The sequence below is a fragment of the Yoonia sp. MH D7 genome, assembly GCF_054439475.1.
The window spans coordinates 2,560,019-2,580,852 of the sequence record NZ_JBTJCF010000001.1 but is presented as its reverse complement, the minus strand read 5'-3'; the positions used below and the strand labels follow the sequence as shown (position 1 = coordinate 2,580,852).

Sequence of the window (20,834 nt, the reverse complement as noted above, 5' to 3'; positions counted from 1 at the left end):
CGGCTCCCGCCTCTCCCCACTGCACCCCAATTCAAGGAATTGAAGATGAACCAGGAACTGACAAACAACCCGTTTAACCCGCTTACACCGGCGAAAACGTTTGACGAAATCAAGGTCTCTTTGGCCTCTCCAGAGCGGATCCTTTCATGGTCCTTCGGTGAGATCAAAAAGCCGGAAACCATCAACTACCGTACGTTCAAGCCAGAGCGTGACGGCCTGTTCTGCGCGCGCATCTTTGGCCCGATCAAAGATTACGAATGCCTGTGCGGTAAGTATAAACGCATGAAGTATCGCGGCGTTGTCTGCGAGAAATGTGGTGTTGAAGTAACGCTGCAAAAGGTCCGTCGCGAGCGGATGGGCCACATTGAACTGGCAGCACCTGTTGCGCACATCTGGTTCCTCAAGTCGCTGCCATCCCGCATCGGTCTGATGCTGGACATGACGCTGCGCGATCTTGAGCGTATTCTTTACTTTGAAAACTACGTCGTAATCGAACCGGGCCTAACCGACCTGTCGTACGGCCAGTTGATGACCGAAGAAGAGTTTTACAACGCACAAGACGTGTACGGCATGGATGCGTTCCAAGCGAACATCGGCGCGGAAGCGATCCGTGAAATGCTGTCCTTGATCGACCTTGAAGGCGAAGCAGAAACACTGCGCGCTGACCTTAAGGAAGCGACTGGCGAATTGAAGCCTAAGAAGATCATCAAGCGTTTGAAGATCGTCGAGAGCTTTATCGAGTCTGGCAACCGTCCTGAGTGGATGGTTCTGACAGTGATCCCTGTGATTCCGCCTGAGTTGCGTCCACTGGTCCCACTGGATGGTGGTCGTTTTGCGACGTCCGATTTGAACGATCTGTATCGTCGTGTGATCAACCGTAACAACCGTTTGAAGCGTCTGATCGAACTGCGTGCGCCTGACATTATTGTCCGCAACGAAAAGCGCATGTTGCAGGAATCTGTGGATGCGTTGTTCGACAACGGCCGTCGTGGTCGTGTGATTACGGGTGCGAACAAGCGTCCGTTGAAGTCGCTGTCGGACATGTTGAAGGGTAAGCAAGGTCGCTTCCGTCAAAACCTTTTGGGCAAACGCGTCGACTTCTCCGGCCGTTCGGTCATTGTGACTGGCCCAGAACTCAAACTGCACCAGTGTGGTCTGCCGAAAAAGATGGCGCTCGAGCTGTTCAAGCCGTTCATCTACTCGCGTCTTGAAGCCAAGGGTCTGTCTTCCACAGTGAAGCAAGCCAAGAAACTGGTTGAAAAAGAGCGTCCGGAAGTTTGGGACATCTTGGATGAAGTGATCCGTGAGCACCCAGTGATGCTGAACCGTGCGCCGACGTTGCACCGTTTGGGCATTCAGGCGTTTGAACCTGTTCTGATCGAAGGCAAAGCTATTCAGCTGCACCCGCTGGTTTGTTCCGCGTTTAACGCCGACTTTGACGGTGACCAAATGGCGGTTCACGTACCGTTGTCTTTGGAAGCACAGCTTGAAGCACGCGTCTTGATGATGTCGACAAACAACGTGTTGTCGCCAGCAAACGGCGCGCCGATCATTGTTCCATCGCAGGATATGATTTTGGGGCTCTACTACTCCACGATCCACCGCGAAGGCATGAAAGGCGAGGGCATGGCCTTCTCGAATATCGAGGAAGTCGAGCACGCGCTGGTGTCTGGTGAAGTTCACCTGCACGCAAAGATCCAAGCCCGCATGATGCAGATCGATAGTGAAGGTAACGAAGTGATGACTCGCTTTGAAACCACACCTGGTCGTCTGCGTCTGGGTGCGCTTTTGCCGCTGAACACAAAGGCGCCATTCGCGCTGGTCAACCGTTTGCTGCGCAAGAAAGAAGTGCAGCAGGTTATTGACACTGTGTACCGTTATTGCGGCCAAAAAGAGTCGGTTATCTTCTGTGACCAGATCATGACCATGGGCTTCCGTGAAGCGTTCAAGGCGGGCATCTCGTTCGGCAAGGACGACATGGTTGTTCCAGACACAAAATGGCCACTGGTTGAAGAAACACGCGATTTGGTCAAAGACTTTGAGCAGCAGTACATGGACGGCCTGATCACTCAGGGTGAAAAGTACAACAAAGTTGTTGATGCATGGTCAAAGTGTAACGACAAAGTCACCGATGCGATGATGTCGACCATTTCGACAACGGGTCGTGCTGATGATGGGTCTGAGAATGAACCGAACTCGGTTTATATGATGGCTCACTCCGGTGCGCGTGGTTCTGTGACGCAGATGAAACAGTTGGGCGGTATGCGCGGTCTGATGGCCAAGCCGAACGGCGAAATCATCGAGACACCGATCATCTCGAACTTTAAAGAAGGTCTGACCGTTCTTGAGTACTTTAACTCGACACACGGCGCCCGTAAGGGGCTGTCCGATACCGCGCTTAAGACAGCGAACTCCGGTTATCTGACACGTCGTCTGGTTGATGTTGCCCAAGACTGCATCGTGCGCGAAATCGACTGTGGCACAGAGCGTGCAATCACAGCCGAAGCTGCGGTCAACGATGGTGAGGTTGTATCAAGCTTGGCCGAGCGCGTCCTTGGTCGTGTATCTGCGGATGATGTGCTCAAGCCGGGCACCGATGAAGTGATTGTGTCCGCTGGCGAGTTGATCGACGAGCGCACTGCCGACTTGATCGACATCGCAGCGGTTGCGAAAATGCGTATTCGTAGCCCGCTGACCTGTGAAGCCGAAGACGGCGTCTGTGCCATGTGTTACGGTCGTGACCTTGCACGCGGTACACGGGTAAACATCGGTGAAGCTGTCGGCATTATTGCGGCACAGTCCATCGGCGAACCGGGCACACAGCTGACAATGCGGACGTTCCACATTGGTGGTGTTGCGCAGGGTGGCCAACAGTCGTTCCTGGAAGCATCCCAGTCGGGTGAAATCCGGTATGACAACGCGGTTCTGCTTGGCAACGATTCGGGCGAAAACGTCGTTATGGGCCGGAATATGACCCTGACGATTTTGGGCGAGAATGGCGAAGAACTGGCGAACCACAAGGTTGGCTATGGCTCTAAGGTATTCCCGAAAGACGGCGAAAAAATCCTGCGTGGCGATAAGCTGTTTGAATGGGATCCATATACGCTGCCAATCATCGCAGAAAAGTCCGGTGTTGCGAAATACGTCGATCTGATCAACGGTATTGCGCTGCGCGAAGACACAGATGATGCAACTGGTATGACCCAGCGCATCGTGTCCGACTGGCGTGCCGCACCAAAAGGCAACGAGCTTGCACCAAAGATCATCGTGGTCGGTGCCGATGGCGAAGTGATGCTCAAAGACGACGGCAACCCTGTTTCCTACGGCATGTCCGTTGATGCGGTTCTGTCGGTTGAGGATGGCCAAGACATCAAAGCTGGTGACGTTATTGCGCGTATTCCGCGTGAGGGTGCCAAGACCAAGGACATTACCGGTGGTTTGCCACGGGTTGCGGAATTGTTTGAAGCACGTCGTCCGAAAGATCACGCAATCATCGCCGAGATTGATGGTTATGTGCGCTTTGGCAAGGACTACAAAAACAAGCGTCGTATCGCGATTGAGTCTGCTGATGATGCGGATATCAAAGTCGAATACATGGTGCCAAAAGGTAAGCACATTCCTGTCGTCGAAGGTGACTTCGTCCAGAAGGGTGATTACATTATGGACGGCAACCCTGCTCCGCACGATATTCTTGCGGTTATGGGTGTCGAGGCGCTTGCTGACTATATGATCGACGAAGTCCAGGACGTTTACCGTCTGCAGGGCGTGAAGATCAACGACAAGCATATCGAAGTGATCGTGCGTCAGATGCTCCAGAAATGGGAAATCCAGGACAGCGGTGACACGGTTCTGCTGAAGGGCGAGAACGTCGATAAGGCCGAGTTTGATGAAGCCAATGCAAAGGCAATCGCACGCGGCGATCGTCCTGCAACTGGCGAGCCTATCTTGTTGGGCATCACCAAAGCGTCCTTGCAGACACGTTCGTTCATCTCTGCGGCGTCGTTCCAAGAGACAACCCGTGTTCTGACCGAGGCATCTGTCCAAGGTAAGCGCGACAAATTGGTTGGTCTCAAAGAGAACGTCATCGTTGGTCGTTTGATCCCAGCGGGTACTGGCGGTGCTACAAGCCAGATGCGCAAGATCGCAGCTGGCCGTGACAGCGTTGTTGTTGAAACCCGCCGCATCGAAGCTGAAAAGGCGGCTGCGCTTGCAGCACCGGTTAAGACCCCTGATGTGGTTGGCGCAGACAACTATGACAACGTGTTCAAATCCGACACAGAGAGCCGCGACGAGTAATCGTCAGGCATAAAATTAAAAAGGCCTCCGATGAAAATCGGGGGCCTTTTGCGTTAATGGACAGTGTTTTTCGCGGTAGCGATATGATGTTGAAATCGGGGGTCGCCGGTCGGGTCATCGCCCCGTTTGTCGGCCATCGCCGCCACATAATCCGCGCAGAAAAGATGGTGCAGCCGCTGGATGTCGGGCAGGGCCATTGCTTCAGCGTGGACCTGCGAAAAGCGTTCTTTGAACCGTAACGCGGTCACGTCACGCATTCAGTTCCGGTTGTGTCGTTCGAAAAATTCATCGGTGTAGCGATCTTTCAGGTTTCCAGCTGCGGGAGTGCCTTTTTTATACGCGTAGCTTTCTTTCGAACGCAGGATGTAGTGGTTCATCTGCGCGACACTGTGGTCGATCTGATCCTGTTCAATAAAGCGGATCGCGCGGTCCCCGTCTTCTTGGAATTGCGGCAGGATCTTGCGGTTTGGTGTGACCACGCGGTTATCGGGCGCGTGCCAGTCGCCTTGGAAACCATGCGGGAAATGGGCGCCTAACCGCTGGTATTCTAACGGCTTGCGCAGGATTGTCTTTATTGAGCGGTTAAACATCAGATGCCCCATGCCGCAGCGTTGAAACTGTTGATGGACGAACCCGTCTTCGTAGGTTTCCCAGCTACCTTGGCCAAAACATTTCCAGTTGAATACCATTGCTTGGAAATCGTAGGGCGGTTGCCCCATCAGGTCATTGATCGTGTCGTGTTGATGCAGGACCAGAAATTCGTCGGTATCGCAGTGCAGCACCCAATCGGCGGCGGCGGTCAGCGGATGTTCGATGACTTTGCGCAGGGTTGAGCGCTGCGGCGGTTGGCCTGCATGGGGCTTATGCGGCACATGGGTCAGCCAGCCAGCGTCGGCAAATGCGTCCAGCAACGCGGGCGAATGGTCGGTGCAATCGTTGGTGGCTATCAGGATATCGAACCCCAACATGCGATACCAGCAGACCCATTCAACGATGAACGGACCCTCGTTGCGCATGCCTGTTGCGACGAGAAATTTTTGCTTTTGTGACATAACGTCAATCAAGCACGCGGATTTGCTGGCGTCTATGCACAACCACTGCTAGCGATGTGGGATGGTGGATATTTCTGACAATATGCGCGGTGCCGCACTGATGACGGGGTCGATCGTGGCCTTCACGATCAACGACACGTTTATGAAGGGTCTGGCCGGCCAAATTCCGTTGCCCCAAGCCCTGCTTATTCGCGGCACCGGCACGGTGATTTGCCTTGCAATTCTGGCGTATTTTTTGGGTCAGCTCGACTTTAGGCAAACCAAGCGTGATTGGTTCATGATCATCTTGCGCGCACTTGCAGAGGTTGGCGGCGCGTTTTTCTTTATTACTGCGCTGTTCAACATGCCTCTCGCCAACGCAACTGCAATCTTGCAGGTACTACCGCTGACCGTGGCGCTGGCGGGCGCATTGTTCTTGCGCGAAGCCTTGGGCTGGCGGCGAATTTTGGCGATTATCATCGGGTTTATCGGGGTGCTGCTGATTGTGCGACCGGGCAGCGACGGGTTCAATATCTATAGTATTTACGCGCTATCGGCGGTGGCCTGCGTGACGCTGCGCGATCTGGTGGTCCGCCGCATGTCCCGCAAGGTGCCGTCGGTTTTTGTGGCTCTGGTTGCGGCGTTTTTTGTTGCAGCATCGGGTGGTATCGGGACGCTGATGCAGCCGTGGGTGCCAGTGCAGATGCACGAAGGATTGCTGTTGCTTGGTGCGATGGGTTTTGTAATCTTTGGTTATGTATTTTCGGTTGCGGCAATGCGCACGGGCGAATTGGGGTTCGTGGCGCCGTTCCGTTACACCAGTTTGATTGCGGCACTCATTCTGGGGTGGGTTGTGTTTGGCGACTGGCCGAGTGAACTGACATTCCTCGGTGCGTTTATTGTTGTGGCGACAGGCATCTTTACTTTGTACCGCGAGCAAGTGGCGGCGCGACGCCTGCGAAAGCTGTCAAAATCTGCGCAGGGTTGATCGCAAATCGGGTTTGAAATGCCTGCGCTTCTGAGTCGGTCAATGCCGCAAACTGGATCGGGCGACGCTGGCTGGCTGCTGAGTCGTTATAGCCGTTGTAGGATTCGATCCACATCGGTTTACCCGAGAAACTCACCATCGGCATAAATTGATCCAGCTTGGTATGCGCAAAATTCATGATCGTGAACGGGGACCCGCCGCGCACATGCACGCCTAATGCGGCGACATATTGTTTGACCTGAATCTGTTTGGCAACAATCCCGTCCTGGCTGAACTGGGCCGCATATCCCACGCTCCAGTCATAGCCTACGATCGGGTGTTTGGCGTTCAGGCTTGCGCAATCGGTCGCGGCCTCGCGCAGCCGTTCAATAAAATCAATCGCCACTGCGTCGTCGTCGTCATAGCGGAACTGCAAACAGGGCTTGGACGGGTCCTTGCGCGCCTTGTTTAAAACCTCTTTCATCACCTCGCGCTGGGGCCGTGGATTGTGCGACTGGATGCTGATCTGCGGGATATCCGCCACAATATCATGCAGGCGGTCCCGATGGTGGGGCGGCAAGCTGGGTCCGATCACGATGATCATTTCCCAGTCCTCGTTGGTCTGGGCACGCATACAGGGGATCGCTACAGTTTCGAACAAGCGGAACCGCTCTTCAAGCCGCTCTTCGGCGTAGAGGAATGCGATCCGGTCTTCGGTCGAGTCGTGCTGGATCTGGAAACCGCCCAAAGCCGGATAAGAAAACCTACATAGTCCAATGGCTTGCATCACTGTGCCCTTTCATTGCGTTGGTGCAACTATGGGGCGCGATGCGGGGAAGTTTCAAGCGGGCCTAATGCTGGCCCGCTTGTATTTGCTTACTGTGATGTCGCAAAGAAGCTGCCGTCAGAAATATTGATGTAGAAGTCGCCATCGCCATAGCCGGACAGGCTACCCGACAGGGTGTCGGCGTTCGCCGTATCGGTCTGCATATTGCCCGCCATGTTCAATGTCACACTACTGGAGCCACGCACGCTTTCGTCGCCAACCGCAGACAGATTTCCCGTCGCCGTTGCCGAGAGCGCGCCGTTCGTTTCTGATCCCGCGATCGTCAAGCTACCACCCAAAAGTTGCTCGGGGATATCGTTGTCGTCAATCAGGTTCACATTGTCGATGCCGCCCGTGATCGTGTTGCCGGTAAAATCGGCACTCATTGTCATGTCACCAAGGAATGATCCTTCGGCGTCACCGGACGCAAGCCCACCAGCATAGCCGACAAAATCCGCCGTTCCACTGGGCAGGTTTGCCTGAGGTGCCCCTAGATTTGTAGACGCTTTGCTTGGTAATTTTGGAACCAAGGAGAGACGGATATGACCAAAGGAATACGGTTTACAGACGAGTTCAAACAGGACGCTGTGGCGCAGGTTGTTGAGCGTGGATATGCGGTCAGCGAAGTCGCCGAGCGGCTAGGGATAAGCACCAAGTCGCTGTACACTTGGAAGGCGCAATTTGCGAAGTCGCCATGTCAGATCGGAGGTTGCGGAGCAGGCTGCTGAGATCAGACGGTTGAAGCGAGAGCTGGCCCGCGTCACCGAGGAACGCACAATCTTAAAAAAGGCGACCGCGTACTTCGCGCGAGAGTCTCAGTGAGGTACGCGTTTATTGAGGGTCATCGTGCGGAGTTTTCGGTGCGGTCGATGTGTCGTGTGCTGGCTGTGCATTTCAGCGGGTTCTATGCATGGCTTAAAGAACCGTTAAGCGTACGCGCGCTTGAAGATGCGCGGCAGACAGAGCTGATCCACCAAGCATGGACAGATAGCGGGAAGGTCTATGGCTATCGGAAGCTGGCCGATGATCTACGTGATGCTGGCGAGACCTGCTCCGAGAACCGTGTGGCACGATTGGCTAGCCTTGCGGGCATCACAGCACAGATCGGTACAAGCGTCGGCCTAGTCGCTATGGCGGCAAACCTGCTGTTGTCGCTGACAACACGCTGGACAGACAGTTTGAGGTTGCGGCACCTGACGCGGTTTGGGTGACCGACATTACCTACATCAGAACCCATGAAGGCTGGTCATATCTCGCTGTGGTCATCGATCTGTTTTCACGACGTGTCGTTGGTTGGTCGATGCAATCTCGCATGACAACTGACCTGGCCTTGCAAGCCTTGTTGGCTGCTGTTTGGCGGCGCAAACCAAAGCAAAAAGTCATGATCCATTCAGACCAAGGTTCACAGTTCACTGGCAAAGAGTGGCAGTCGTTCCTTAGCAAACACAATCTGGTTGCCAGCATGAGCAGACGTGGGAATTGTCATGACAACGCGGTCGCAGAAAGCTTCTTCCAGCTTTTGAAGCGGGAGCGCATTAGGCGGCGAACATACCTCACACGCGACGCCGCAAGGCAGGATGTGTTCGATTACATCGAGATGTTTTACAACCCTACACGCAAGCACACGAACAACGGCATGCTGTCACCGGTTGACTATGAAATGAAACAGCAGAAAATGAACGAGGCAGGCGTCTAGGAAGTTAGGGGCACCTCAGCCGGTGCTGTCATGGGCAGGGTCTCGATACGTTCAAATTCTGTCACGACATCCTGGACGTGCTACGCGGAAATCGACGGTGGAGTCGGGCTATCGCACGCTGCAAGTCCGGCGAGTGAAAGGGCTGGGATAATAAAAATATATCTCATAATGGTCTCCAAAAAAATCGCGCTTAAAAAAGTGCCTAAAACGTGGCATGTATTTCGCAGTGTTTCAATAAATTAGTTGACGTTGGGTAAGACGAGGCTGTCACGTCAGGCTGACGGGCGTAGTTGACAGCGTTGGGATGAACACTTATACGCCGCTCATCCGGGCTTGGAATCTGTTCCATATGTCCTGTTATCAAAGCTGAAGTGGTCATGAATTCGACATCTTGCGTCTAGTTCCTCTGCCGACCCACCGCACCAATCCTCCGGTAAGGGATTGACTGCGGAATTTTTGTTTTGCGCCTATGGCGACCAAAGACCGTGCAACGCGACCGGCGTAGAGCACACCGTAATCATCCTGTAGTCCCTATTTTTGGGTCTGCGCCACCAAGTGAATAGATGGGAACATCAAACGATGCCAACGATTCAGCAGCTGATCCGCAAGCCGCGCCAGCCAAAAGTCAACAAATCCAAGTCGCTGCACCTTGAGGGTTGCCCTCAGAAACGTGGTGTTTGCACACGCGTTTATACAACGACTCCTAAGAAACCAAACTCCGCTATGCGTAAGGTTGCCAAAGTGCGCCTGACTAACGGTTTTGAGGTCATCAGCTACATCGGTGGTGAAAGCCACAACCTTCAGGAGCACTCTGTGGTTCTGATCCGTGGCGGCCGTGTAAAAGATTTGCCAGGTGTGCGTTACCACATCCTGCGCGGTGTACTTGATACACAAGGCGTTAAAGATCGTAAGCAACGTCGCTCGAAGTACGGCGCGAAGCGTCCTAAGTAAGGAATAGAGAAATATGTCACGTCGTCACGCCGCTGAAAAACGCGTAGTTCTGCCAGACGCAAAGTTTGGTGATATTGTTCTGACTAAGTTCATGAACAACCTTATGGTTGATGGTAAAAAAGCTGTCGCCGAGCGTATTGTTTACAACGCATTCGATCGCGTTGAAGCAAAACTGAAGAAATCCCCTGTGGAAGTCTTCCATGAGAGCCTTGAGTTGATCAAGCCATCCGTCGAAGTGCGTTCGCGCCGCGTCGGTGGTGCGACATACCAGGTGCCTGTTGAAGTGCGCCCCGAGCGCAGAGAAGCATTGGCGATCCGTTGGTTGATCGCTGCTGCGAAAAAGCGCAACGAGAACACCATGGAAGAACGCCTTGCTGGCGAGCTGATGGATGCGGTCAACGGCCGCGGCACAGCCGTTAAAAAGCGCGAAGACACCCACAAAATGGCCGATGCAAACAAAGCATTCAGCCACTATCGCTGGTAAGAGGAAGCACCAAATATGGCACGCGACTACCCCCTCGAAAGATACCGCAACTTCGGCATTATTGCGCATATCGATGCAGGTAAAACGACCTGCTCCGAGCGCATTTTGTTCTATACAGGCAAAAACCACACCATGGGCGAAACCCATGACGGTGCTGGCACGATGGACTGGATGGAGCAAGAGCAGGAGCGCGGTATTACAATTACCTCTGCTGCGACGACGACATTCTGGGAGCGCACTGAGACAGGCACCGAGCCTGATTCAGAAAAGCACCGCATGAACATCATCGACACGCCGGGCCACGTTGACTTCACAATCGAAGTCGAGCGTTCTTTGGCTGTTCTCGATGGTGCGATTGTTGTTCTTGACGGCAACGCCGGAGTTGAACCGCAGACTGAAACTGTTTGGCGTCAGGCTGACCGGTATAAAGTTCCGCGTATGGTTTTTGTCAACAAGATGGACAAAATCGGCGCTGACTTTTTCAAGTGCGTTAAGATGGTTGAAGACCGTACCGGTGCGCGCGCGATCCCGATCGCGTTGCCAATTGGCGCGGAAACCGAGCTTGAAGGTCTGATTGATCTCGTTACCATGGAAGAATGGTTGTGGCAGGGCGAAGACCTTGGCGCATCATGGATCAAAGCACCGATCCGTGAAAGCCTTCTTGATGAAGCAAATGAATGGCGTGAAAAGCTGATCGAAGCTGCAGTCGAGCAAGACGACGCTGCGATGGAAGCCTATCTGGACGGCACCGAGCCGGACGTGAAATCATTGCGCGCAATGATCCGTAAGGCCTGCCTGAGCTTGTCATTCGTGCCTGTTTTTGGTGGTTCTGCGTTCAAGAACATCGGCGTTCAGCCGTTGCTCAACGCTGTTGTTGATTATCTTCCATCACCTTTGGACGTTGTTGACTACATGGGCTTTAAGCCTGGCGACGAAACAGAGACACGTAACATTCCACGTCGTGCTGACGATACAATGGCGTTCTCTGGCCTTGCGTTCAAAATCATGAACGACCCGTTTGTGGGTACTCTGACATTTACACGGATTTATTCGGGTACTTTGTCCAAGGGTGACAACATGCTGAACTCTACCAAAGGTGGTAAAGAGCGTGTTGGTCGTATGATGATGATGCACTCCAACGACCGTGAAGAAATCAGCGAAGCATTTGCTGGTGACATCATTGCGCTTGGTGGCCTCAAGAACACGACAACTGGTGACACGCTTTGCAACCCGCAAGAGCCTGTTATTCTGGAAACAATGACGTTCCCTGAGCCGGTTATCGAAATTGCGATCGAGCCAAAAACCAAAGGTGACCAAGAGAAGATGAGCCTTGCGCTTCAGCGTCTCTCGGCCGAGGATCCTTCCTTCCGCGTGGAAACTGACATCGAATCCGGTCAGACCATCATGAAGGGCATGGGCGAACTTCACCTCGACATTCTCGTTGACCGTATGCGTCGCGAGTTTAAAGTTGAGGCGAATATCGGCGCACCACAAGTGGCATACCGCGAGACTATTGGTCATGCGGTTGAGCATACTTACACCCACAAGAAGCAGTCCGGCGGGTCCGGTCAGTTTGGTGAAGTGAAGTTGTCGATCATGCCAACAGAGCCAGGCGAAGGGTTCTCGTTTGAATCCAAAGTTGTTGGTGGTGCGGTTCCAAAAGAGTACGTTCCCGGCGTTGAAAAGGGCATTCGCTCTGTCATGGATAACGGCCCATTGGCTGGTTTCCCTGTGATCGACTTCAAAGTGGAATTGCTTGACGGTAAGTACCACGACGTTGACTCGTCCATCATGGCATTCGAGATCGCTGCGCGTATGTGTATGCGTGAAGGGATGCGGAAAGCTGGAGCCAAGTTGCTTGAGCCTATCATGAAGGTCGAAGTGATCACGCCGGAAGAGCACACTGGTGGTATCATCGGTGACCTCACATCCCGTCGGGGTCAGGTTCAGGGTCAGGATACACGCGGCGTTTCCATTGCTATCGAAGCAATGGTGCCACTGGCAAACATGTTCGGCTACATCAATACGTTGCGTTCCATGTCTTCGGGCCGCGCGAACTTCTCGATGCAGTTCGACCACTACGAGCCGGTTCCACAGAACATCTCTGACGAGATCCAGAAGAAATTTGCATAAATTGCGGTGCGCCTTCGGGCGCACCCGTTCACATCATATTGAATACCTAAGGAGGCCATTATGGCTAAGGCAAAGTTTGAACGTAATAAACCACACGTTAACATCGGCACAATCGGCCACGTTGACCACGGTAAGACAACACTGACAGCAGCGATCACCAAGTATTTTGGTGATTTCCAAGCGTATGACCAGATTGACGGCGCGCCAGAAGAAAAAGCACGTGGTATCACGATTTCGACTGCTCACGTTGAGTACGAAACCGAAGCACGTCACTACGCACACGTTGACTGCCCAGGTCACGCCGACTACGTCAAGAACATGATCACCGGTGCTGCCCAGATGGACGGCGCGATCCTTGTTGTGAACGCAGCAGACGGTCCAATGCCACAGACACGCGAGCACATCTTGCTTGGCCGTCAGGTTGGCATCCCGTACATGGTTGTTTACATGAACAAAGTTGACCAAGTAGACGACGATGAGTTGTTGGAATTGGTTGAAATGGAAATCCGTGAGTTGTTGTCCAAGTACGACTACCCTGGCGACGACATTCCTGTGATCCCTGGTTCCGCTCTGCACGCGATGAACGGCACACAGCCAGAAATCGGCGAAAGCTCCATCATCGCGTTGATGAAGGCTGTTGACGAGTACATCCCGACACCAGCACGCGCAGTTGACCTGCCGTTCTTGATGCCAATCGAGGATGTATTCTCGATCTCTGGCCGTGGTACTGTTGTGACTGGTCGTATCGAGCGTGGCGTATTGAACGTTGGTGAAGAAATCTCCATCGTTGGTATCCGTGACACGAAGAAAACAGTTTGTACTGGTGTTGAAATGTTCCGCAAGCTGCTTGATCGCGGTGAAGCTGGCGACAACGTTGGCGCATTGCTGCGCGGTATCGACCGTGAAGGTGTTGAGCGCGGTCAGGTTCTGTGTAAGCCAGGTTCGGTTAACCCGCACACTGACTTTGAAGCAGAAGCCTACATTCTGACCAAAGAAGAAGGCGGTCGTCACACACCGTTTTTTGCGAACTACCGTCCACAGTTCTACTTCCGTACAACTGACGTGACCGGCACTGTTGTTCTTCCAGAAGGCACAGAAATGGTCATGCCTGGCGACAACTTGAAGTTCAACGTTGAGCTGATCGCACCAATCGCGATGGAAGACGGCCTGCGTTTTGCGATCCGCGAAGGCGGCCGTACCGTCGGCGCTGGTGTTGTGTCCAAGATCGTTAAGTAAGCTTTGTAGGGTGTGCGTTTATGCGCACCACTGCCAAGACAAAGAAGGCCGCTTCCGAAAGGAGGCGGCCTTTTTCTTATGTCGAGAAAGCTTGTTGCTGGCCTGCTCGGGGTGGCGTATTTGATGCGCCATGAATATTAGAACTTTTGCGGCCCTTTTGGTCTGTGTGCCTACGACCCCTGCCTTGGCGCACCCACATATCTTTGTAGACGTGTCCGTCGCAGTTATTTTCGACAACGATAACGCTGCTGCAGTGCGCTTGACGTGGACCTATGATTCCTATTTCTCGTTACTCTTAACGACCGATCTTGGCATTGATCTGGATGGAGACGCGATCCTGTCTGCGGAAGAAGCCGAGATACTTTCAGCTTCGGCGCTGGCTTGGCCAGACGGTTATGAAGGTGACCTTGAAGTCTTGCAGGGTGGCAGCCCTATGGCCTTGGGTCCGCGCGTCGATCACACAGTCAGCTTTGACGGTGGTGTCGTCCAAGAGGTTCACACCCGTCCTTTGATCGCAGGCGTGGATCACAGTATGCCGCTAGAAATTCGCACATATGATCCTGGCCATTACGTCGCTTATGACGTGACGGGCTCTATTACAATTGAGGGTCGGGATGGGTGCGTTAGTACGCTGATTGCGCCTGACCTCGTCACCGCGAACGCTCGCGTTGCGGAGCTATTAGGCGGCCAATCCGCCTCTGAAGTCGGCCCAGAGGAAGCTTTCCCCGAAGTGGGCAATCTTTTTGCGCAAACGGTGACAATCACATGCAGCGATTAATGCTTTTTATACTTTTTGGTTTCGGTGCCATCGTTGTATGGCTTTGGGGGTTTGGTGGGTCTGATGTTGTTATGCGGTTTGCCGCAAGCGCCCAACGCGAAACCCAAAACGCCATGGCTACAAGCCTGCGCGCGATCAAGGCGGGGCAGGCGGGTGCGTTACTTAGCCTCTGGGGGCTTTGCTTTACCTACGGGTTTGTTCATGCTGCAGGGCCGGGTCATGGCAAACTGATCATCGGCGGCTATGGTGTCGGCGCCAGAGTGGCTGCAAGGCGGCTCGTCGGGTTGGCATTTGCTTCATCCTTGGCACAATCCCTTTGTGCGGTCGCTGTGGTTACTTTGGCGCTTTGGGTGCTTGGCTGGGGCCGGGCGCAGCTGACCGACCTTGCCGACAAAACGATGGCGCCGTTGAGCTACGCTTTGATCGCAGCTTTCGGTATTTGGCTTATGTCACGCGGGCTGCGTAGGGCGTGGGCGTTGCGCAAGCCGTCCCATAATCACCACGCTGACGGAGTTTGTAATAGTTGCGGCCACGCCCACGGGCCGACCCCGGAACAAGCCGCGAAGGTTCACTCTTTTCGCGAGGGGCTGGCCGTTGTTCTGAGTATCGCAGTACGCCCCTGCACTGGCGCCATCTTTCTGCTGATACTCACACATGGTTTGGGTATTATGTGGGCGGGTATTGCGGGGGTGTTCATCATGGGGCTTGGCACTGCGCTTTTCACGGCGATCGTCGCTCTCGCGGCAGTGAGTGCGCGCGAAAGTGTTTTGGCACAAACCGCAAGTGGCCCCTTAACCGCAAAGCTTATCATCGGTGCCGAGGCTATCGCTGGCGCCACGATCACGTTGGTTGCGCTGCAATTGCTAGCAAAGGCAATCTGAAGCGGTCATCGAATGGGAATACCCCCTTGCTTTCTATCCCGACTCCCCCTAAACGACCCAAGTCTGACTAAGGGTGCGCCTCGCGTGCCCTTATTCTATTCGAGATAAAGACGCGATGAGGGCCCCCGATGAGCGGCGGTCTTCCTCTCCGATCTAGGCCCTAATCTAGGGGTGATGAACATGGCAGCCAGCCAGAACATCCGTATTCGCCTGAAGGCGTTTGATTTCCGGGTGCTTGATGCAAGCACAGCAGAAATCGTTTCCACAGCAAAGCGCACAGGGGCGTCCGTTCGCGGTCCGATCCCGCTTCCGAATAAAATCGAGAAGTTCACTGTTTTGCGTGGCCCACACGTTGACAAGAAATCCCGCGACCAGTTCGAGATCCGCACACACAAGCGTCTCTTGGACATCGTAGACCCAACACCACAAACAGTGGACGCGCTGATGAAGCTCGACCTTGCTGCTGGTGTTGACGTCCAGATTTCCGTGTAAGGGAGGATATTTAATATGCTCCGTTCCGGAATTATCGCAAAAAAGATGGGCATGACCCGTTTGTTTATGGAAGACGGTCGTCAGATTCCCGTGACCGTTCTGTCCTTAGAAAACCTGCAAGTTGTTGCGCAGCGCACTGTTGAGAAGGACGGCTATGTTGCTGTTCAACTTGGTGCCGGCACAGCAAAAGTGAAGCGCGTATCACAAGCGATGCGTGGCCACTTTGCAGCAGCAAAAGTTGAACCGAAGCGTAAAGTTGTCGAGTTCCGCATTGCACCAGAAAACATGATCGATGTTGGTGAAGAGTTCACTGCAAACCATTACTTTGAGGGCCAGTTCGTTGACGTATCCGGCATCTCGATCGGTAAAGGTTTTCAGGGTGCGATGAAGCGTCACAACTTTGGCGGTTTGCGTGCGACACACGGTGTGTCCGTATCTCACCGTTCGCACGGTTCCACTGGTCAGTGTCAGGATCCTGGTAAGGTTTTCAAAGGCAAGAAAATGGCTGGACACATGGGCAACGCCCGCGTGACTACGCAGAACTTGCAAGTGATCCGTACCGATGTTGACCGTGGCGTGATCATGGTCAAAGGCGCTGTTCCTGGCTCCAAAGGTGGTTGGGTCACTGTTAAGGATGCGGTTAAGAAACCAACATCCGAAAACACAATGTATCCAGCTGGCTTGTTGTCCTTGAACAAAGAAGCAAACCGTCTGGCAGAAGAAGCAGCATCCGCCGCAGCAGCCGAAGCAGAAGCCGCAGCAGTAGAAGCTGCAGCAGCAGAGCAGGCCGCAATGGAAGCCGCTGAAGCAGATGCGCCAGCAGCAGGAGGCGACAACAATGAAGGCTGATGCAATCAATCTTGACGGCAAGTCCGCAGGGTCCGTCGAACTGAACGACGCGATCTTCGGTCTGGAAGCACGCGCAGACATTCTGCACCGTGTTGTCCGTTGGCAGCGTAACAACGCTCAAGCGGGTACACACTCCACGCTTGGTCGCTCTGAAGTGTCTTACTCGACCAAAAAGATCTATCGCCAAAAAGGCACCGGTGGCGCACGTCACGGGTCCCGTGGTGCTCCGATCTTCCGTTCGGGTGGTATCTACAAAGGTCCAAAGCCACGTAGCCACGGCCACGACCTGACCAAGAAGTTCCGCAAGTTGGGCCTCAAGCACGCTCTGTCCGCGAAAGTGGCAGCAGGCGAGCTCGTGATCATCGATTCCGTGAACATCAAGGGCGCGAAAACCTCTGCTCTGGCCAAAATGGTCGGGTCGTTGGGTTGGAAGCGTGCATTAATCATCGATGGTGCAGAAATCAACGCTGATTTCATGCGTGCCGCGCGTAACATCGCAACAATCGACGTTTTGCCAACGATGGGCGCAAACGTCTATGACATCCTGAAGTCTGACACACTTGTCATCACAAAGGCTGGTCTTGAAGCATTGGAGGCTCGTTTAGCATGAGCGCGAAAGCAGAACACTACGATGTAATCCGCAAGCCGATCATCACCGAAAAAGCCACAACAGCGTCTGAAAACAACGCCGTGGTTTTTGAAGTGGCAATCGACGCCAACAAACCAACCATCAAGCAAGCTGTTGAAGCTCTGTTTGGTGTGAAGGTCAAAGCGGTGAACACGACAATCACCAAGGGTAAAGTGAAACGCTTCCGCGGCTCACTCGGTACTCGTAAGGACGTTAAGAAGGCATATGTTACGCTTGAAGAAGGTAACACAATTGACGTGTCCACTGGCCTGTAATTAGGGTTGGTTAGAAATTGGAGGGGCCCTGCGCAGAAATGCGCGGGGCCTTTCCGTTGAAAGGCCCCAGTGCCTTTCAACGCGTGCGCAAGGCGCGTTTGCTCGCAAATGCGCAGCGTCACCCAGTGGTTAGCTGGGCGCCTTCAGCACTAGCTAACTTGACGCAAGACGGGCGAGCGGCGGCCCGTGGGGTGACGCTGTAACGTATGTAACGCAGTGCTTTATGTCAGCTAAGTTCATCTTTCATAACTGAGCTACACACCCGCAGCCAAAGCGTCAGCCCGCCCGAACGATCGGATTTCATTTTCGGAATCTGATAAAAGCGAAAATCCAATTGGTAAGGGTCGACTAGTTATCCAATCACCAAAGGAACTCGCCAACAATAAAACCCCACTTGCCACCTCCCCCCCTCCAAGCTATACGCCACAAATCGCCCAGCCTCGGATTCGTCCGGGGCTGCGCTTTTATGGTCAAGACGGTGCGCATGAACGCGCACCCTACGGGCAGGTAGGATGTGCATTGCGCATCTCACCACACCAAAAGGGCACCTACGGGGGCCTATAACATCAGGCTCCCATTACGCGGGGGCCGCCAAGCAAACGGAAAGTAGCTAATCATGGCACTAAAGTCGTATAAGCCGACGACGCCAGGCCAGCGCGGGCTGGTGCTGATTGACCGTTCGGAGCTTTGGAAAGGACGCCCAGTTAAGGCCCTCACAGAGGGTCTGAGCAAGTCGGGCGGCCGGAACAACACCGGACGGATCACAATGCGTCGCATTGGTGGGGGTGCTAAGCGCCTTTACCGTATCGTAGATTTCAAGCGCAACAAGCTGGACGTTCCAGCGCATGTTCTGCGTATTGAGTATGACCCTAACCGGACAGCATTTATTGCGTTGATCCAATACGAAGATGGCGCCCAGACATATATTCTGGCACCACAGCGTTTGGCAATCGGCGACAAGGTGATTGCATCCAAGAAGGCAGATATCAAGCCGGGCAACGCAATGCCTTTCTCTGGTATGCCAATCGGGACAATCATCCACAACATCGAGATGAAAGCTGGCAAAGGCGGTCAAATCGCTCGTGCTGCTGGTACATACGCCCAGTTCGTTGGTCGTGATGGTGGTTACGCGCAGATCCGTTTGTCTTCGGGCGAATTGCGTCTGGTTCGTCAGGAATGCATGGCCACAATCGGCGCTGTATCCAACCCTGACAACTCCAACCAGAACTTCGGTAAAGCGGGCCGCATGCGTCTTAAGGGCGTTCGTCCTTCTGTGCGTGGTGTCGCGATGAACCCGATCGATCACCCACACGGTGGTGGTGAAGGTCGGACATCTGGTGGTCGTCACCCGGTTACTCCTTGGGGTAAACCAACTAAAGGTGCACGCACACGTAACAAGAACAAAGCATCGCAGCGCCTTATCGTGCGTTCGCGTCATGCCAAAAAGAAGGGTCGTTAAGAATGGCTCGTTCCGTATGGAAAGGCCCCTTTGTGGATGGCTATGTCTTGAAAAAGGCAGAAGCAACCAAAGAGAGCGGCCGCAAAGAAGTGATCAAGATCTGGTCACGTCGATCTACAATTTTGCCTCAGTTTGTTGGTCTCACCTTTGGTGTGTACAACGGCAAGAAGCACATCCCTGTTAACGTATCCGAAGACATGATTGGTCAGAAGTTTGGTGAATATTCACCAACTCGGACCTATTACGGTCATGCTGCGGATAAAAAAGCGAAGCGGAAATAAGCCATGAGCAAGGATAACAATCCCCGCCGCGTGGCCGATAACGAAGCACGTGCAAAACTGCGCATGCTCCGCACTTCGCCACAGAAACTGAACCTCGTAGCTGCGTTGATCCGTGGCAAGAAAGTCGAGCGGGCTTTGACCGACTTGACGTTCTCGAAAAAGCGGATCTCGGATGACGTGAAGAAATGCCTTCAGTCAGCCATCGCAAACGCGGAAAACAACCACAATCTCGACGTTGACGAGTTGGTCGTTGCAGAAGCTTACTGCGGTAAGAACCTGATCATGAAACGTGGTCGCCCGCGTGCTCGTGGTCGTTTCGGCAAGATCATCAAGCCATTTTCAGAGATCACAATTGTGGTTCGCCAAGTCGAGGAGCAATCTAATGGGTAATAAAGTCAACCCAATCGGTATGCGTCTTCAGGTCAACCGTACCTGGGATAGCCGCTGGTATGCAGACACCAAAGACTACGGTGATCTTCTGCTTGAAGACCTGAAGATGAAGGCCTTCATCAAGAAAGAATGCGCTCAGTCCGGCGTAAGCCGCGTGATCATCGAACGTCCGCACAAAAAGTGCCGCGTTACGATCCATGCAGCCCGTCCAGGTGTTATCATTGGTAAGAAAGGTGCAGACATCGAAGGCCTGCGCTCCAAGCTTGCCAAGTTGACCAAGTCTGAACTGCACCTGAACATCGTCGAAGTGCGCAAGCCCGAACTGGACGCAGCTCTTGTTGCTGAATCCATCGGTCAGCAGCTTGAGCGTCGTGTGTCCTTCCGTCGCGCTATGAAGCGCTCGGTACAGAACGCAATGCGCATGGGCGCACTTGGTATTCGTGTGAACCTTGCCGGCCGTCTTGGCGGTGCAGAGATCGCACGTACCGAGTGGTACCGTGAAGGTCGTGTGCCGTTGCACACATTGCGTGCGGATATCGATTACGCACTTTTCGAGGCTATGACACCCTACGGTATCATCGGCATCAAGGTCTTCATCTTTAAAGGTGAGATCATGGAGCACGATCCGCAGGCTCATGACCGTAAACATGCTGAGCTGCAAGAGGGCGCTGTCCCTCGCGGCCCACGTCGCTAAGGAGCTAGATAGATGCTACAACCAAAGCGTACAAAACACCGCAAGCTGCACAAAGGTCGTATTCGTGGTGAAGCAAAGGGCGGGTCTGACCTGAACTTTGGCACATATGGCCTGAAAGCAATCGAGCCTGAGCGTATCACTGCGCGCCAGATCGAAGCTGCACGTCGTGCAATGACACGTCACATGAAGCGTCAGGGCCGCGTCTGGATCCGTATTTTCCCAGACACACCTGTCACCTCCAAGCCCGTCGAAGTGCGTATGGGTAAAGGTAAAGGCTCCATCGATTTCTGGGCATGTAAAGTGAAACCAGGTCGCGTGATGTTCGAAATTGACGGCGTCAGCGAGGCAACTGCACGCGAGGCCCTGCGCCTTGCTGCGATGAAGCTGCCAATCAAAACACGCACAGTCGTGCGCGAAGACTGGTGATATTGCCTTAGGCAAACTCGCTAGGCATTCATGAAAGAGCCCCCGCCGAGAGATCGGCGGG

General features: G+C 53.8%; 21 protein-coding genes and 1 pseudogene. 18 read left to right on the top strand and 4 right to left on the bottom strand.

The window, feature by feature from the left end:
- Positions 1–45 precede the first annotated feature (45 nt).
- The gene (rpoC, locus tag ACXLHR_RS12820) at positions 46–4,296 is read left to right on the top strand and encodes a DNA-directed RNA polymerase subunit beta' (protein ID WP_458791812.1); all 4,251 of its coding nucleotides are present in this window, start codon (positions 46–48) and stop codon (positions 4,294–4,296) included.
- Between the two features lie 53 nt (positions 4,297–4,349).
- On the opposite strand, the gene ACXLHR_RS12815 is transcribed toward rpoC, so the two are convergent.
- Positions 4,350–4,553 carry a hypothetical protein gene (locus tag ACXLHR_RS12815; protein WP_458791811.1) on the bottom strand — a complete coding sequence of 68 codons (204 nt, stop codon included), beginning with the start codon at positions 4,551–4,553 and terminating at the stop codon, positions 4,350–4,352.
- Positions 4,554–5,348: a glycosyltransferase family 2 protein gene (locus ACXLHR_RS12810; RefSeq protein WP_458791810.1), complete on the bottom strand. Its 795-nt coding sequence runs from the start codon at positions 5,346–5,348 to the stop codon at positions 4,554–4,556.
- Between the two features lie 61 nt (positions 5,349–5,409).
- Here ACXLHR_RS12810 and ACXLHR_RS12805 point away from each other — a divergent pair, with 61 nt between their 5' ends.
- Entirely contained in the window at positions 5,410–6,315 is a 906-nt protein-coding gene (locus tag ACXLHR_RS12805; RefSeq protein ID WP_458791809.1) for a DMT family transporter, read from the top strand.
- Here the strand turns inward: ACXLHR_RS12805 and ACXLHR_RS12800 are convergent.
- Together ACXLHR_RS12800 and ACXLHR_RS12795 are read right to left on the bottom strand one after the other, a co-directional pair.
- Positions 6,248–7,081, bottom strand: a complete 834-nt coding sequence (locus ACXLHR_RS12800; RefSeq protein ID WP_458791808.1) for a putative rhamnosyl transferase — start codon at positions 7,079–7,081, stop codon at positions 6,248–6,250. The two genes, ACXLHR_RS12805 and ACXLHR_RS12800, sit on opposite strands and share 68 nt — an antisense overlap.
- A gap of 89 nt (positions 7,082–7,170) precedes the next feature.
- Positions 7,171–7,512, bottom strand: coding sequence for a hypothetical protein (locus ACXLHR_RS12795; RefSeq protein WP_458791807.1), 342 nt, complete (start codon positions 7,510–7,512; stop codon positions 7,171–7,173).
- 150 nt (positions 7,513–7,662) lie between these two features.
- On the opposite strand from ACXLHR_RS12795, the pseudogene ACXLHR_RS12790 reads away from it, so the two are divergent.
- The 16 genes and pseudogenes from ACXLHR_RS12790 (at position 7,663) to rplP (ending at position 20,773) form a co-directional block, all read left to right on the top strand.
- Positions 7,663–8,816 (top strand): annotated as a pseudogene (locus tag ACXLHR_RS12790) (IS3 family transposase).
- A 579-nt stretch (positions 8,817–9,395) separates the two neighbouring features.
- Positions 9,396–9,767 carry a 30S ribosomal protein S12 gene (gene rpsL / locus ACXLHR_RS12785; RefSeq protein WP_458791806.1) on the top strand — a complete coding sequence of 124 codons (372 nt, stop codon included), beginning with the start codon at positions 9,396–9,398 and terminating at the stop codon, positions 9,765–9,767.
- A 13-nt stretch (positions 9,768–9,780) separates the two neighbouring features.
- Complete coding sequence (gene rpsG, locus ACXLHR_RS12780) at positions 9,781–10,251, top strand: 30S ribosomal protein S7 (RefSeq protein WP_458791805.1); 471 nt, start codon at positions 9,781–9,783, stop codon at positions 10,249–10,251.
- A 15-nt stretch (positions 10,252–10,266) separates the two neighbouring features.
- Positions 10,267–12,384 (top strand): elongation factor G, encoded by a 2,118-nt coding sequence (fusA, locus tag ACXLHR_RS12775; RefSeq protein WP_458791804.1) that lies wholly within the window; start codon positions 10,267–10,269, stop codon positions 12,382–12,384.
- 60 nt (positions 12,385–12,444) lie between these two features.
- The gene (tuf, locus tag ACXLHR_RS12770) at positions 12,445–13,620 is read left to right on the top strand and encodes an elongation factor Tu (protein WP_458791803.1); all 1,176 of its coding nucleotides are present in this window, start codon (positions 12,445–12,447) and stop codon (positions 13,618–13,620) included.
- 130 nt (positions 13,621–13,750) lie between these two features.
- The gene (locus ACXLHR_RS12765) at positions 13,751–14,398 is read left to right on the top strand and encodes a DUF1007 family protein (protein WP_458791802.1); all 648 of its coding nucleotides are present in this window, start codon (positions 13,751–13,753) and stop codon (positions 14,396–14,398) included.
- On the top strand, positions 14,398–15,279 hold the full coding sequence (locus tag ACXLHR_RS12760) for a nickel/cobalt transporter (RefSeq protein WP_458791801.1): 882 nt from the start codon (positions 14,398–14,400) through the stop codon (positions 15,277–15,279). The genes ACXLHR_RS12765 and ACXLHR_RS12760 overlap by 1 nt, the downstream gene beginning before the upstream one ends.
- 180 nt (positions 15,280–15,459) lie before the next feature.
- The gene (gene rpsJ, locus ACXLHR_RS12755) at positions 15,460–15,771 is read left to right on the top strand and encodes a 30S ribosomal protein S10 (protein ID WP_090194803.1); all 312 of its coding nucleotides are present in this window, start codon (positions 15,460–15,462) and stop codon (positions 15,769–15,771) included.
- A 15-nt stretch (positions 15,772–15,786) separates the two neighbouring features.
- Complete coding sequence (gene rplC, locus ACXLHR_RS12750; RefSeq protein ID WP_458791800.1) at positions 15,787–16,620, top strand: 50S ribosomal protein L3; 834 nt, start codon at positions 15,787–15,789, stop codon at positions 16,618–16,620.
- Positions 16,610–17,230 carry a 50S ribosomal protein L4 gene (gene rplD / locus ACXLHR_RS12745; RefSeq protein ID WP_458791799.1) on the top strand — a complete coding sequence of 207 codons (621 nt, stop codon included), beginning with the start codon at positions 16,610–16,612 and terminating at the stop codon, positions 17,228–17,230. The genes rplC and rplD overlap by 11 nt, the downstream gene beginning before the upstream one ends.
- Positions 17,227–17,523, top strand: a complete 297-nt coding sequence (locus ACXLHR_RS12740) for a 50S ribosomal protein L23 (RefSeq protein WP_458791798.1) — start codon at positions 17,227–17,229, stop codon at positions 17,521–17,523. The genes rplD and ACXLHR_RS12740 overlap by 4 nt, the downstream gene beginning before the upstream one ends.
- A gap of 616 nt (positions 17,524–18,139) precedes the next feature.
- Positions 18,140–18,982, top strand: a complete 843-nt coding sequence (gene rplB / locus ACXLHR_RS12735) for a 50S ribosomal protein L2 (protein ID WP_458791797.1) — start codon at positions 18,140–18,142, stop codon at positions 18,980–18,982.
- Positions 18,983–18,984: 2 nt separating this feature from the next.
- Entirely contained in the window at positions 18,985–19,263 is a 279-nt protein-coding gene (rpsS, locus tag ACXLHR_RS12730; protein WP_458791796.1) for a 30S ribosomal protein S19, read from the top strand.
- Positions 19,264–19,266: 3 nt separating this feature from the next.
- A complete protein-coding gene (rplV, locus tag ACXLHR_RS12725) occupies positions 19,267–19,653 on the top strand; it encodes a 50S ribosomal protein L22 (RefSeq protein ID WP_458791795.1) in 387 nt (128 codons plus the stop codon).
- Entirely contained in the window at positions 19,646–20,347 is a 702-nt protein-coding gene (gene rpsC, locus ACXLHR_RS12720) for a 30S ribosomal protein S3 (protein ID WP_458791794.1), read from the top strand. The genes rplV and rpsC overlap by 8 nt, the downstream gene beginning before the upstream one ends.
- 12 nt (positions 20,348–20,359) lie before the next feature.
- On the top strand, positions 20,360–20,773 hold the full coding sequence (gene rplP, locus ACXLHR_RS12715) for a 50S ribosomal protein L16 (protein WP_458791793.1): 414 nt from the start codon (positions 20,360–20,362) through the stop codon (positions 20,771–20,773).
- Positions 20,774–20,834: the final 61 nt, after the last annotated feature.